General features: G+C 64.2%; 12 protein-coding genes and 1 CRISPR repeat array (1 of these 13 running past the window's edge). All 12 genes read left to right on the top strand.

Features of this window, described 5'->3' with window-relative positions; all coding sequences use genetic code 11:
- Nucleotides 1-14 precede the first annotated feature (14 nt).
- The 12 genes from U743_RS13340 to cas2e all read left to right on the top strand — a co-directional run bounded on the left by U743_RS13340 (nucleotide 15) and on the right by cas2e (nucleotide 11109).
- Nucleotides 15-458: a PaaI family thioesterase gene (locus U743_RS13340; protein WP_043768937.1), complete on the top strand. Its 444-nt coding sequence runs from the start codon at nucleotides 15-17 to the stop codon at nucleotides 456-458.
- Complete coding sequence (locus U743_RS13335) at nucleotides 455-913, top strand: PaaI family thioesterase (protein ID WP_043768936.1); 459 nt, start codon at nucleotides 455-457, stop codon at nucleotides 911-913. The genes U743_RS13340 and U743_RS13335 overlap by 4 nt, the downstream gene beginning before the upstream one ends.
- 213 nt (nucleotides 914-1126) lie before the next feature.
- Nucleotides 1127-3928, top strand: coding sequence for a CRISPR-associated helicase/endonuclease Cas3 (locus U743_RS13330; RefSeq protein ID WP_084191547.1), 2802 nt, complete (start codon nucleotides 1127-1129; stop codon nucleotides 3926-3928).
- A 301-nt stretch (nucleotides 3929-4229) separates the two neighbouring features.
- Complete coding sequence (gene casA, locus U743_RS13325; protein WP_043768934.1) at nucleotides 4230-5864, top strand: type I-E CRISPR-associated protein Cse1/CasA; 1635 nt, start codon at nucleotides 4230-4232, stop codon at nucleotides 5862-5864.
- Nucleotides 5865-5874: 10 nt separating this feature from the next.
- Nucleotides 5875-6369: a type I-E CRISPR-associated protein Cse2/CasB gene (gene casB, locus U743_RS13320; RefSeq protein ID WP_043768933.1), complete on the top strand. Its 495-nt coding sequence runs from the start codon at nucleotides 5875-5877 to the stop codon at nucleotides 6367-6369.
- 51 nt (nucleotides 6370-6420) lie between these two features.
- The gene (cas7e, locus tag U743_RS13315) at nucleotides 6421-7539 is read left to right on the top strand and encodes a type I-E CRISPR-associated protein Cas7/Cse4/CasC (protein ID WP_043768931.1); all 1119 of its coding nucleotides are present in this window, start codon (nucleotides 6421-6423) and stop codon (nucleotides 7537-7539) included.
- 4 nt (nucleotides 7540-7543) lie between these two features.
- Nucleotides 7544-8305, top strand: coding sequence for a type I-E CRISPR-associated protein Cas5/CasD (cas5e, locus tag U743_RS13310; protein ID WP_043768930.1), 762 nt, complete (start codon nucleotides 7544-7546; stop codon nucleotides 8303-8305).
- A 1-nt stretch (nucleotide 8306) separates the two neighbouring features.
- Nucleotides 8307-9008: a type I-E CRISPR-associated protein Cas6/Cse3/CasE gene (gene cas6e / locus U743_RS18220; protein WP_052368150.1), complete on the top strand. Its 702-nt coding sequence runs from the start codon at nucleotides 8307-8309 to the stop codon at nucleotides 9006-9008.
- Nucleotides 9009-9034: 26 nt separating this feature from the next.
- Entirely contained in the window at nucleotides 9035-9382 is a 348-nt protein-coding gene (locus U743_RS13300; RefSeq protein WP_198022037.1) for a type II toxin-antitoxin system prevent-host-death family antitoxin, read from the top strand.
- The gene (locus U743_RS13295) at nucleotides 9369-9869 is read left to right on the top strand and encodes a DUF3368 domain-containing protein (protein WP_043768926.1); all 501 of its coding nucleotides are present in this window, start codon (nucleotides 9369-9371) and stop codon (nucleotides 9867-9869) included. The genes U743_RS13300 and U743_RS13295 overlap by 14 nt, the downstream gene beginning before the upstream one ends.
- Nucleotides 9869-10798 (top strand): type I-E CRISPR-associated endonuclease Cas1e, encoded by a 930-nt coding sequence (gene cas1e / locus U743_RS13290; RefSeq protein ID WP_198022155.1) that lies wholly within the window; start codon nucleotides 9869-9871, stop codon nucleotides 10796-10798. The genes U743_RS13295 and cas1e overlap by 1 nt, the downstream gene beginning before the upstream one ends.
- A complete protein-coding gene (gene cas2e / locus U743_RS13285; protein WP_043768923.1) occupies nucleotides 10795-11109 on the top strand; it encodes a type I-E CRISPR-associated endoribonuclease Cas2e in 315 nt (104 codons plus the stop codon). Before cas1e ends, cas2e begins: the two co-directional genes overlap by 4 nt.
- A 94-nt stretch (nucleotides 11110-11203) precedes the next feature.
- Nucleotides 11204-13101: direct repeats of the CRISPR family, unit length 29 nt; unit sequence GTGTTCCCCGCAGGCGCGGGGATGAACCG (it continues 1796 nt past the right edge of the window).

Below are 13101 nucleotides of genomic sequence, written 5' to 3'. Positions count from 1 at the left end.
CGGATGGCGGCTCCATGACGCAGAACCCCTATCTGGAAATGGCGCGACGCTTTGTCGCGGCAGTCCCGCACAACGCCGATCTCGGTATCGAGGTCGTCGATATCGAACGTGGCGTCGCGACCCTGCGGCTGCCGGGCAAGCCCGCCTTGTGCGGTGACCCCGAGCGGCAGCTCTACTTCCCCAGCGTGCTGCTCACGCTGGCGGATGCTGCCTCGGGCGTGGCCTATGTCTCTGCCATCAACGAGCTCACCGCCGTGGCGACGTTGGATCTGCGCATCGACTATTTGCGGCCGGTGTCAGTCGAGCACACGCTGGTCGTGCGCGCGCACTGCCATCGCCATACGCGCGAAGTCGGCTTCGTGCATTGCGATATCCGCGCCGAAGGCGCCGAGGACGCGGCGGCAATGGTCACGGCCAGCTTCATGCGCCCGCCGGCGAAGAAGGAGCAAGTCGCATGAGCCAGACGAGCAAGGGGCTGGAGCGGCTTCGCCGCGAGCGCGATTACCAGGGCATGCTCGACGTGATCCCCTACACGGCGCATCTCGGCATCGCCGCCGAAACGGGTGCCGACGGCCCCATCTACACGCTGCCACCGCGCGACAACCATATCGGCAACAAGCGCCTGCCGGCCATCCACGGCGGCGCAGTGGCCGCGCTCATGGAGGCCGCCGCGCTGGTGACCGTGCTCGTCGACGAAGCCCAGGACCGCTTCCCCAAGCCCATCGACTTCTCGCTGGACTACCTCCGCTCCGCCCGCCTCGAGCCGCTGCACGCCGCCTGCCAAGTCCTGCGCCAGGGCCGTCGCATTGCCGCCGTGCGCGTCGACTGCTGGCAGGGCGAAGACCGCGACAAGCTCACAGCGACCGGGCGGGTCCATCTGCTGCTGTCCATGGAAGAAGCCTCGAGCACCTGATCTTCTAGGCCGTGGGATTGGGAGGCCCCGAATCTTGATCGATGGGGCCTTGGAGGTTGCGGCGAGAACCTGCGTTCCAGGCTCACCTCATGAGCCTCTTTGCCGGTAGGGTGGCAGTGACAGGAGCGCTTTCGCGGGCGAATCCATATATCGAGCACGGGTGACGTGCCTCAGTCTGTGTGCCCGCGACAAGCGGAATCAGCGGGAGGGGCCATGAGACAAGCGGAATCCGGAAAAGCCGACATCAGCAAGGAGTCTCCCGGCTTCTACCGCTACTGGGGGAAAGCGAGGCCTGACGGCGATGAGGGCGCTCAGTTCCACCCGCTGCCATTCCACAGCCTTGATGTAGCCGCCGTGGGGGTGGAGTACTTGCGGCGTGCTCGAAGTGTTCGAGAACTCCTGGAACAGGCGCTCGGATGGAATGCGAATACTGTGGAGAACTGGCTGGCGTTCTGGCTTGCGGTTCACGATTTGGGGAAATTCTCGGAGGCCTTCCAGTCGCAGAAGCCGGAACTGTTCCTGACGTTGCGGAAGCGGGAGCCGAATGCCGCGAAAGTTTACGGGACCCGGCACGACACGCTCGGCTTTCTATTCTGGAAAGAGCCGCTCGCAAGCCGCATCGAGGCTGAGGGGTGGTTCGGCTCCAGGAGCATTGATCTACTGGATGGTTGCGATGCCTGGGCGCGTGCCGTCACCGGTCATCACGGCCAGCCGCCGCGTGATACGCACGAGAGCTGGGAATCGCATTTCGACCGGCACGATGACCTTGAGGCGGTCTTTGCATTCGTGGAAGCGGCTCGCGAGCGCTTCCTCGTTCCCTCCGTCGTTGAGGCCGTGACGGCAGCCGATCCCGACGGCTTCGAGCAAGTCAGCCGTGCCGTGAGCTGGTGGGTCGCCGGTATTGCCGTGCTGTCGGATTGGCTGGGCTCGAACACCGACTTCTTCCCCTACTGCGACGACGCGTGTCCGCTGGATGAATACTGGTCCTGTGCCCAGGATCGAGCGAAGCTGGCCCTGGACTCGGCCGGCGTTCTGCCGGAGGCTGCTCGGGCAGGGCGCTCTTTCAGCGAATTGTTCCCTGGCATCGATATGCCCTCGCCGCTGCAGCACTGGGCCATGTCGGTTGAGCTTGCCGAAGGGCCGCAGATCCACATGCTCGAAGATGTCACCGGGGCAGGGAAGACCGAGGCCGCCGTGATGCTTGCCTACCGTCTCATGGCCGCGGGCGAGGCGGATGGCTTCTTCATCGGTCTGCCCACGATGGCCACGGCCAATGCGATGTACGGGCGAATCGCGGAGGTCTACCGCACGCTATTCGCCGGGCGCCCGAGCCTGGTTCTCGCCCACGGTCAGCGCAATCTCGTAGAGGCCTTCGCTGGCACCGTGCTGCCCAATGATCCGGGTGGACCCGATCGTGACGAGAAGGATCAAACCGCGTCCGCCCGCTGCACAGCGTGGCTCGCGGATCACAACAAGCGGGCGCTTCTTGCATCTGCCGGCGTGGGGACGATTGATCAGGCCCTGCTGGCCGTGTTGCACAGCCGCCATCAGTCACTGCGCCTGCTCGGGCTGTTCCGCAAGGTCTTGATCGTCGACGAGGTGCATGCCTGCGACGCCTACATGCAGCGGGTGCTGGAAACCCTTCTGGAGTTTCACGCGCGTGTCGGGGGCAGTGTCATCCTGTTGTCCGCAACGATGCCCAGACGCATGAAGCAGGCCCTGCTCAAGGCTTTCGCCCGTGGCAGGGAGTCGGTCGCGCCGCTTGGCGACTCCGATGCTTATCCATTGGTGACGTCCTGGGTGGGGGTTGCGCCGGCTTTGCTGGAAGAAGCTGCGGTGGCGACCCGGGACGTTGTGCGTCGTCGTATCGATGTGCGCTACGAGCCGCGCCGGGAAGCGGTCGTTGACGCGATTCGAGAGGCGGTAGCAATGGGGCGTTGCGTGTGTTGGATACGAAACACCGTAGCCGATGCGTTGGAAGCCCAAGCGCTGGTCACTGCGTATGTGCCGGAGAGCGCCGTCACGCTCTTCCACGCCCGCTTCGCTTTGCAGGATCGCCTGGCGATCGAGCAGCAGATTCTCGACAATTTCGGAAAGGACAGCGGCACGTCGGAACGCGCCGGTCGCGTGGTGATCGCCACGCAGGTCGCGGAGCAGAGCCTGGACGCCGACTGGGACCTGCTGATCAGCGATCTGGCACCCATTGATCGCATCATCCAACGCGCTGGTCGCATGCATCGCCATGTCCGCGATGCGCACGGCCGTCGCTTGTTGGATGCAGCCGCCCATGATCAACGCGGCGTTCCCTGCTTGTGGGTGCACGGACCGGAATGGCACGAGGAACCAGGCGAAGACTGGTTCAAGGAGGCCTTCCCAAAATCGGCACTGGTCTATCCCCACCATGGTCATCTGTGGCGCACCGCTCAGCGTTTGCGGCAGGGGCATATGACGATGCCGGAGGATGCGCGGCGCTTTATCGAGGATGTCTTCGGAGCGGATGACGATGCACTGCCGGAAGGTCTGGCTGCCCAGGCGCTTAAGGTCGCCGGGGCTGTTTCTGCAGATGCCTCACAGGCGCAGCAGAACACCGTGAAGCTTGAAAGAGGGTATGCCCGTGGCGGGATTGATTGGTGGGATGAGGCGAAGACGCCCTCCCGTCTGGGCGAGGCAAGCAATACCGTCGTGCTGGTGCGATGGTCGGACGGCCGCTTCATCCCCTGGGCGGAAGGCAACTTCCCGCGGCGCCACGCCTGGGCTTACAGCAGCCTGCGCGTGGCCGAGCGTCTGATTGCCAGCACCCCGGAGCCGAACGATCCCGAGCGCAAGCGGGCGCTGGAGGCGCTTCTGGAAGAGCTGCCGGACAAGGGGCGATGGAGCGTCGTGCTTCCGCTGGAAGAGCGCGAGGATGGCTGGGTTGCGGAAGCAGTTGGAATAACGGGGCGTGGGCGCGAAAGTCATCGAACATGGCTTTACAGCAGCTTCACTGGCTTGAATGAAGTGGAGCCGGGGTCGTGAGCCCCGGCTCCTTACATCCCCGCGCATGCGGGGAACTAGGCCATTCCATGGCAGGCAGCGAACCATTCCACGGTTCATCCCCTGTCGCAGGGGAACGCGGTTTGCTGACGAAGTCGGATAATATCAGAGAACCTTTCCACTTTGACACTAGATATGAAATAGGGGTAAGTTACCTGCTCGACAGCTCTTCACGCCTTTCGGCAACTGCGGGCCTTCCAAAAGTCCGTTGGCCGTTGAGAAACGGAAGGGTGCGGCGGCTTCCACCCCCGCCCAGTCGTCTAATCCCGGATGGAGGTGATTGGTGAATTTGCTTTCTGACAGATGGCTACCGGTGCAACGCAGCTCGTCCGGTGCGCGCGACTGGGTCAGTCCGGCCCAATTGGCCGATCCGGATGTCGCCAGCTTTGATGCGCCACGCGCGGATTTCAATGCGGCGCTTCTCCAGTTCGCGATCGGCTTGCTGCAGACGACGGCGCCAATCGAGACGTCGCGCGACTGGGCGAAGCGCTTTCGCGAGCCGCCGGATGCAGACACGCTGCAGAGTTGGTTCGCTCCCGTGCAGGCGGCGTTCGAGCTCGATGGCGACGCCGCGCGCTTCATGCAGGATCGCACGCTGACAACGGATCAAGGCACGGTCAACGATATTGCGGCCCTGTTGATCGAAGCGCCCGGCGGAAAGACGCTGAAGGACAATGGAGATCATTTCATCAAGCGCGGGCAGATTGCCGGCATGTGTCCTTGCTGTGCTGCGGCCGCGTTGCTCACGCTACAGATCAATGCACCGTCGGGTGGGGCGGGGCACCGCACCGGGCTTCGCGGAGGCGGACCGCTGACGACCCTGGTGGTTTGCCAGCCCGCGCGCAGTCTGTGGCACGACCTCTGGCTGAATGTGCAGGAGCGCTCGCGTTTTCTGGAGGCTGGTGGAAACCCGGAAAAGACGGAGTCCTTCTATACCTTCCCCTGGATGAGCGCGCAGACCAGTCTGCAGAAGGATGGGGGCGCGTTGGCACCCATCGATGTGCATCCTGCCCACGTCTTTTGGGCTATGCCGCGGCGCATTCGGCTCGACTTTTCGGCAGTGGAGCACGGTGACTGTGATGTGTGCGGGCGCTCGTCGGAGCAGTGCATTACGCAGTATGTGACGAAGAACTACGGGCTAAATTACAAGGGCCCGTGGGAGCATCCGCTTTCCCCCTACTACGAGAGCAAGGAGGGATGGCTGCCCATGCACCCGCAGCCGGGTGGGCTCGGGTATCGCCACTGGCTGGCCTGGGTGCTGGGGACCGAGGATGAGAAGAAGCGGCAGCGCGCGGCAAGGGTCGTCGGTGCGCAGCTCGAGTCGGGCCGGGCGCGGGCCCTTGGACACGCGCCGCTGCATCTGCGTGCCTTCGGGTTCGACATGGACAACATGAAGGCGCGTTGCTGGTACGACAGCACCCTGCCGCTTTACGGCCTGCTCGAATGCGAAGCCGGCGCGCTCAAGCGCATTCAGAACGAAGTCTCGCATTGGCTGTCCGGCGCCGAGCTGGCCGCCTATTTTCTGCGCACCGCGGTGAAGGAAGCCTGGTTCGGTCACGAGGCGCGTGGCGATCTCAGTGTGGTCGATGCCAGCTTCTGGTCGGCCACCGAAGCCAGCTTCTACGGCGTCCTGCAGGCGGTCATCACGGCGGAGCGGCAGGCTAAGGAAGCCGATTCGGGTGCTCTAAAGCGGCGACTCCATCAGGCGCTGGTGCATGCCGCCACATCGCTGTTCGATGAGTGCTTTGTCGGCGCGGGTGCTGTCGAGCGCCAGCACCCACAACGCGTGGCGGCCGCGTACCGACGTCTTCGTCAGAGCCTTCATGGGCGCAAGCTGCGCGATGCCCTGGCGCTGCCGAAGAATGACGCCGGGCCTGACAAGGCCCCCTATCAAGAACATGAGTCCGCATCGGCCTGAGGGGGAAGGGATGAAAAGTCTCAAGCGTGAATACGGTGCCGGAGCGGCGCTACTCGAATGGTGGCAGGAGCTGGACGATAGGCGTGCGGATCGCGCGATTCTCCGGCGCGCGCCAGACATCACTGCGGTCAGCATCAGCGCACCCTATCAGCGCTGCTATCGCCGTCTGCTGGACTACGACGAGTCATTCGGTTCAGTGCATTCGCGAGATCGGCTGGCGGCGGCAGTCGGTTTGCTTGCGCATGTCAAATTCGATAGCCCCGGAGACAGCGTCCCCGAACGCCTCAGCGTGCGTGCAGCCGGTGATGACCAACCCGCCGTCAGCAAGCTGCGCTTCGTCCGCTTGCTGGAATCACCGGATATCGACAGCCTTTTCATCGGCCTGCGTCGAGCCCTGCCGCTTACTGATCACAAGATGAACGTCATCGCCCTCGCCCACGATCTTCTGTTCTGGGGAGATGGCGTCAGGAAGGCCTGGGCCTACGGCTACCACTGGCCCGAGTAGCTCGGCTTCCGCCATTCGATCCCATTCGATGCCATCAAGGGAGAAGTCCTCATGTCTCGCTTTATTCAGTTGCATATCCTTACGCAATACCCGCCATCCAATCTCAACCGCGACGATACCGGTCGGCCGAAGACCGCCCTGGTCGGCGATGCATTGCGTCTGCGCATTTCTTCCCAGAGCCTGAAGCGCGCCTGGCGCACCTCAGAGGTCTTCGGTGAGGCGCTTGGTGCATCGGCATATCCGGCGGGCGAGCCGGTGGTTCGCTGGGGCAAGGTGTCCACCGTGCTGGGCACACGCACCAAAGAAGCGGGCATCCGCGTCTACGAGGCGCTCGTGGAGCGTGGCGTATCGGAAAAGGATGCGCATGCCTGGGCGCAAAAGATTGCCGAACGCTTCGGCAAGCGCAAGAAGGAGTCCAAGGAGAATCCACAGAACGATCTCGAGATCGAGCAGCTCGCCCATGTCAGCCCGGGCGAGCGCGATGCGATCGACGCGCTCGTGAAATCCTGCGCCGGGCGTGGCAGTGCGCCAAGCGATGATGAGCTGAAGCTCCTGCGCCGGCCGCAGCACGCCGTCGACATCGCCATGTTCGGCCGCATGCTGGCTGATGAGCCATCTCACAACATGGACGCTGCGGTGCAGGTGGCACACGCCTTCACCGTCCACAAGAGCGCGGTGGAGGATGATTACTTCAGCGCCGTGGATGACCTCAACGAGGGGCTGGAGGACAAGGGGGCCGGTCATATTGGCGAGCGGGGCTATGGTGCCGGCGTCTTCTACCTCTATCTGTGCATCAATCGCGAGCTTCTGGCGGAAAACCTGGATGGCGACGATGCGCTCACCGAGAAAGCGCTACAAGCCTTGCTCCACGCCGTCACCAAGATCTCGCCGACCGGCATGCAGAACAGCTATGCCTCCCGCGCCTATGCGAGCTATGTCATGGCGGAGTGCGGGGACCAGCAGCCGCGGTCACTGTCACAGGCCTTCCTTAAGCCGGTGCGCGGGAATGAAGAGAAAGGGACCTTCGATCTCGCGGTCCAGGCACTGGAGACCCGTCGCGACAATTTCGACAAGGTTTATGGCAGCTGTGCGGAAGAACACCGCGTCATGAACGTCGAGCGTGGCGAGGGGTCGCTGCAGGAGCTTGTCGACTTCGTCGCGCGGTGCTGAAGCCATGGCCTTCCTTGTTTTCCAACTGCAGGGGTCGCTGGCCGCCTGGGGTGCTACGGCTGTAGGCGACTATCGCGGTACGGATATCTATCCCAGCGCATCCGGCGTATTCGGACTCCTGGCTGCTGCGCTTGGCCTTCGCCGCGAACAGGAGGCTGAGCACCATCGATTGGCGCAGGGTTACGGATTGGCGATCGGTGTCCTGTCCACCGGGACACTGATGCGCGATTACCACACGGTGCAGATGCCTAGCCAATCCCGGATGAAGGGGCGCCCTCATGCGACACGGCGCGATGAACTCGCCCACGCGCGAACGGCGCTCACCACGATCATCTCCAAACGCGACTATCGCGAGAATGCCGGCTGGTTGGTCGCCCTTCAGGAGAAGGCCGAGGCGCCGTATTCCCTGGATCAGCTGAGCAGCGCGCTAGCGCAACCTCGGTTCGTGCTGTATCTCGGCCGCAAATCCTGTCCGCTCGACGCTCCGCTGTGCCCCAGGGTGCTGCAGGCTGATTCGGCGATGGAAGCCTTCACGGGATACGCCGCAGAGCATGACCAAGCGCGAGAAGCGAATCGTGATCGCTGGGGCAATGCACCAGTGGAAGCTTTGCCCGCTCTGTCACGGCTCGTCTGGGACGAGAGCATTGACGCTGGCGTCGACGAATCCAGCCTGACGGCAATGCGCAAGGACCGGCTCATCTCACGCGGGAAATGGCAATTTGGCGATCGAGTGGAGCATGTCGCCTTTCTGGAAGCGGAGGGCTGAAATGTACTTCAGTATGATCACGCCAAAGCCGGGCCGCGAGCGCGATGCCGCGGCAAGTCGCGCGACAGGGCCCTACCGCGAGCATCAATGGCTGTGGCAATTCTTCGAAGCGCCGGAAGGCACGCCGCGCGATTTCCTGTTCCGCAGCTCTGATGTCGATGGCATGCCCCGTTATCACGTGGTTTCCGCGCGCCGGCCTTCGCCCGCGATGGACGGCTGGGACGTGCAGTCGCGCGAGTACGACCCGAAAGTGGCGGAGGGCGCATGCCTTCGTTTCGAGCTGCGTGCGAATCCCGTTGTTACGCATAAACGCGAGGGCAAGTCGCGCCGCGATGATGTCGTTATGCACGCCAAGCGCGAGATGCTGGATGCGCGCGGACTTGCACGCTGGAAGGATTGGGTCGACGAGGACAAGCCGCCACTGTATGAGCTGGTCACGAATGTCTGCGGGCAGTGGTTGCGTAGTCGCGCCCAGCAGGCGGGATTCGCGGTGATCGATGGCAGTCTGCGCGTAGACAACTACAACCGGGTGGCTGAGAAAGCCCCAAAGCGGGCCAACGGTAAAGCCATTCAGCTCAGCACGGTGGATTTCTCAGGAGAGCTTGAAGTGCAGGATGTAGAGCGATTCCGGATGGCGCTTCTGCAGGGTATCGGCCACGCGAAAGCGTTCGGTTGTGGCCTGTTGCTGGTGCGCCCGGCCTGAGTCAAAGTGCTATCTTTTGATGGCACATGCTGAGGCACAAGCACATGGAAAACTTCACGATCCGTGATTTACGCGAGCGCACCGGTGAGCTGGTGCGCGGCGCCGAAGCCGGCAAACTCTCGCTGGTATCCAAGCGGGGCAATCCGCTCTTTGTCGCCGTGCCCTTCAGTGAGAGTCTGCTTACCGGTGGCGTCAGGACGGCTCTTGCTTTGCAGCTTGTCCGGGACGGAACCATCAGCCAAGGCGTGGCCGCCGAGCTGGCCGGCATGAGCCGCAGCGATTTCCTGGATCTTATGGCTCGGCATCGCGTACCGGCAGCCGGTTACCCGGTTGACGAGTTGCGCGAGGAGCTCACGGGGCTTGGCCTCGACTGAGCGGCTGCTTGTTGCCGACACCGGGCCGTTGCTGGCGCTTGCCCGGGTCGACGGGCTTGCGTGGTTGGCGAACGGTTTTGGTCAAGTCCTCGTGCCGCGCGTGGTCTGGAAGGAGAGCCAGCACCATCCTTCGCGCGAAGACGCGAAAGCATTGCGCAAGGCCATCAAGACGGAGGCTGCTTTCAGCCTATGCGCCAGCGCTACGCACCCTTGGCTGGCCGACCTCCCGCTAGGTGCGGGCGAGCGTGCCGCTATCAGCGTCGCGCTGCGGCGCGATGCATGGGTATTGATGGATGACCGTGCGGCGAGATCAATCGCGCGCAACTGCGAAGTGCTCGTGATCGGGACATTGGGGGTGCTCGTAATGGCCAAACGACACGGCTCGCTGGACGAGGTGGCTCCGATAGTCCGCAAGCTGCGCGGGAGCGGTTACTTCCTGGGGACCGCGCTGGTCCGTGAAACGCTGCGTATCTGCGGAGAGCTGTGATGGCGAGTTCATCAGGTTGGATGCCCCTCAAGCCACTTCCCATGAAGGAACGAATGTCGATTCTCTTCGTCGAGAAGGGGCAGCTCGACGTGCTGGATGGCGCTTTTGTAGTCGTCGACAAGAATGGCGTCCGCACCCACATCCCGGTCGGTGGCGTTGCCTGCCTGATGCTGGAAATCGGTACGCGTATTTCTCATGCGGCCGTGCGGCTGGCCGCTCAGGTGGGCACGCTTCTCGTGTGGATCGGCGAAGGCGGCGTTCGGCTCTACTCGGCCGGGCAGCCCGGTGGCGCGCGTGCGGACCGCTTGCTCTATCAGGCGAAGCTGGCGCTCGATGATGATCTTCGCCTCAAGGTCGTCCGTGAGATGTATCGTCGTCGCTTCGGGGAGGAGCCGCCGGCTCGCCGCAGCGTCGACCAGTTGCGCGGGATCGAAGGGGTACGCGTCCGCGAGATGTACAAGCAGCTCGCGAAGCAGTTCGGGGTGCAATGGTCGGGCCGCGACTACGACGTCGACAATTGGCAGGGCACGGACATCGTCAACCGCTGCCTCTCCGCGGCGACCTCCTGCCTTTATGGCGTTTCGGAAGCGGCTGTGCTGGCGGCCGGCTACGCCCCCGCTATCGGCTTCATCCATACCGGCAAGCCGCTGAGTTTCGTTTACGACGTCGCCGACCTCTACAAGTTCGAAACCGTTGTGCCCATTGCGTTCTCGGTGGCCGCGAAGCGCGGGCGCGAGCCGGAGCGGGATGTGCGTCTGCAATGCCGAGATGTGTTCCGAAAATCGAAGGTGTTGCAACGCATCATCCCGGACATCGAGAACATTCTCGCGGCGGGTGAGATCAAGCCGCCAGAAGCGCACGCAGAGCAAGTCGGCCCCGCCATCGCCAATCCGGAGAGCCTGGGCGACCCCGGGCACCGCAGCCAATGATCGTCATCGTCCTCGAGAATGCCCCGCCGCGACTGCGCGGTCGATTGGCTGTCTGGCTGCTCGAAGTACGTGCGGGGGTTTACGTGGGGGAATACGGTAAGAAGGTGCGCGAGTATCTTTGGGAACAAGTGGAAGAGATGATCGAGGAAGGCAATGCGGTCATCGTCTGGCGCGATTCGGGCAACGATGCTGGCTTCAGCTTTCAGACACTCGGTGAGAATCGGCGGGTGCCGGTTCAGTTCGACGGTGTGTCGCTGGTTGAATTCCTGCCCGAAGCGGCTCTGCCTCGCGAGGGGCGCAGCGATCTTTAACAACCCGGATACTTGCCGGCGGCACGTCGCCTAAATCGCCGGTAGAATTTTCCTTCAAGTTTCTGCCCTTATGGATCAGGCGGTTACGCGAAGAGTGTTCCCCGCAGGCGCGGGGATGAACCGCCGTCGCGGGTCGCGGGCAGCTGGAAGCCGAGGTGTTCCCCGCAGGCGCGGGGATGAACCGTCCGGCGTGCCAGCAGCGACCGCCGTCGGCGTGTGTTCCCCGCAGGCGCGGGGATGAACCGCGCGCAGCCTTTATCCGGGAGACTTCCTTCTGGTGTTCCCCGCAGGCGCGGGGATGAACCGCGCTGATGCAGGTCCTGGAAGGCCGCGACCCGGTGTTCCCCGCAGGCGCGGGGATGAACCGAAGAATGAGGAGCCCGCTCGAGGCGGGCTTCAGTGTTCCCCGCAGGCGCGGGGATGAACCGGTCTGGCCGGGCAGCACGTCCTTGAGCAGCGCGTGTTCCCCGCAGGCGCGGGGATGAACCGTTGTCGATGACGCTGATCTCGCCCTTCACCTGGTGTTCCCCGCAGGCGCGGGGATGAACCGGCCCGACCGACTGGCGCGAGGCTATTGCGCAGGTGTTCCCCGCAGGCGCGGGGATGAACCGTGCCGGCCCGACATCATCGCCGGCAACCGGATGTGTTCCCCGCAGGCGCGGGGATGAACCGACGCTGTGCGAGCTGGAATGGAGCCGGCAGGTGTGTTCCCCGCAGGCGCGGGGATGAACCGCCTTCGGCGCTACGCGCGAGTTTCCGCTCGGCGTGTTCCCCGCAGGCGCGGGGATGAACCGCGCGAGATCCCCCCTCGGCTGGGAGCGGGTCTGTGTTCCCCGCAGGCGCGGGGATGAACCGGGCGGCATCGTCCCGGTGGTGGGCGTCGATGGGTGTTCCCCGCAGGCGCGGGGATGAACCGATATCCGCACGACGCTGCGATACGCGCATCTTGTGTTCCCCGCAGGCGCGGGGATGAACCGACGGATGCCCTGCAGCGGGTAGTCTGACTCGTGTGTTCCCCGCAGGCGCGGGGATGAACCGGTCGACCCGACGATGATCCCCGATGGCGTTGGGTGTTCCCCGCAGGCGCGGGGATGAACCGCCTTCGAGCAGACCCTGGGCGACATCAGCCGCGTGTTCCCCGCAGGCGCGGGGATGAACCGCGCTGCGCCGCAACGCGCAGGGCGTTCACCATGTGTTCCCCGCAGGCGCGGGGATGAACCGACCAAGCACCAGCTGACGCGCGAGGCGCAGAAGTGTTCCCCGCAGGCGCGGGGATGAACCGTCGTTGTGGTTGAACGGCGTCGGCCGGTCGTCGTGTTCCCCGCAGGCGCGGGGATGAACCGGACGGCTTTAGTTGCCGCCAGCCGCGCCGCGCGTGTTCCCCGCAGGCGCGGGGATGAACCGCACCTCGGTTTCGCGCAGCAGCGGGTCCAGACGTGTTCCCCGCAGGCGCGGGGATGAACCGGTCGACCCGACGATGATCCCCGAGGGCGTCGGGTGTTCCCCGCAGGCGCGGGGATGAACCGGAGAACCTGGATGCGGCCATCGTCGCGCGCGAGTGTTCCCCGCAGGCGCGGGGATGAACCGCCCTGTTCGTGCTGCTCAACTGCCTGCAGGGCGTGTTCCCCGCAGGCGCGGGGATGAACCGACCGCACCCCGGGCAGCCTCACGCGCTTCACCGTGTTCCCCGCAGGCGCGGGGATGAACCGAGCGTCGGCGATATCGGTAACCGGGAATCCGAGTGTTCCCCGCAGGCGCGGGGATGAACCGACATCTGGGATTTGTTCCGGGCCTGGTGCCTGGTGTTCCCCGCAGGCGCGGGGATGAACCGCGCACCAGGTCCGGAAGAACGACGGCTCGCACGTGTTCCCCGCAGGCGCGGGGATGAACCGATCGCCGCCCACGTCGTGGATGCTGGAATCGAGTGTTCCCCGCAGGCGCGGGGATGAACCGAGCGACGCAAAATCTGTGTCGCACCGGAGGAGGTGTTCC

This window comes from Algiphilus aromaticivorans DG1253 (assembly GCF_000733765.1).
Taxonomy (GTDB): domain Bacteria; phylum Pseudomonadota; class Gammaproteobacteria; order Nevskiales; family Nevskiaceae; genus Algiphilus; species Algiphilus aromaticivorans.
The sequence above is the reverse complement of the archived record's forward strand: the minus strand, read 5'-3'. Positions and strand labels throughout refer to the sequence as shown.

What these genes read in the sequence shown, in the direction of transcription:
- U743_RS13340 (WP_043768937.1), top strand. Translation starts at nt 15, where the DNA reads ATGACGCAGAACCCCTATCTGGAAATGGCGCGACGCTTTGTCGCGGCA.
- U743_RS13335 (WP_043768936.1), top strand. Translation starts at nt 455, where the DNA reads ATGAGCCAGACGAGCAAGGGGCTGGAGCGGCTTCGCCGCGAGCGCGAT.
- U743_RS13330 (WP_084191547.1), top strand. Translation starts at nt 1,127, where the DNA reads ATGAGACAAGCGGAATCCGGAAAAGCCGACATCAGCAAGGAGTCTCCC.
- casB (WP_043768933.1), top strand. Translation starts at nt 5,875, where the DNA reads ATGAAAAGTCTCAAGCGTGAATACGGTGCCGGAGCGGCGCTACTCGAA.
- cas7e (WP_043768931.1), top strand. Translation starts at nt 6,421, where the DNA reads ATGTCTCGCTTTATTCAGTTGCATATCCTTACGCAATACCCGCCATCC.
- cas5e (WP_043768930.1), top strand. Translation starts at nt 7,544, where the DNA reads ATGGCCTTCCTTGTTTTCCAACTGCAGGGGTCGCTGGCCGCCTGGGGT.
- cas6e (WP_052368150.1), top strand. Translation starts at nt 8,307, where the DNA reads ATGTACTTCAGTATGATCACGCCAAAGCCGGGCCGCGAGCGCGATGCC.
- U743_RS13300 (WP_198022037.1), top strand. Translation starts at nt 9,035, where the DNA reads ATGCTGAGGCACAAGCACATGGAAAACTTCACGATCCGTGATTTACGC.
- cas1e (WP_198022155.1), top strand. Translation starts at nt 9,869, where the DNA reads ATGGCGAGTTCATCAGGTTGGATGCCCCTCAAGCCACTTCCCATGAAG.
- cas2e (WP_043768923.1), top strand. Translation starts at nt 10,795, where the DNA reads ATGATCGTCATCGTCCTCGAGAATGCCCCGCCGCGACTGCGCGGTCGA.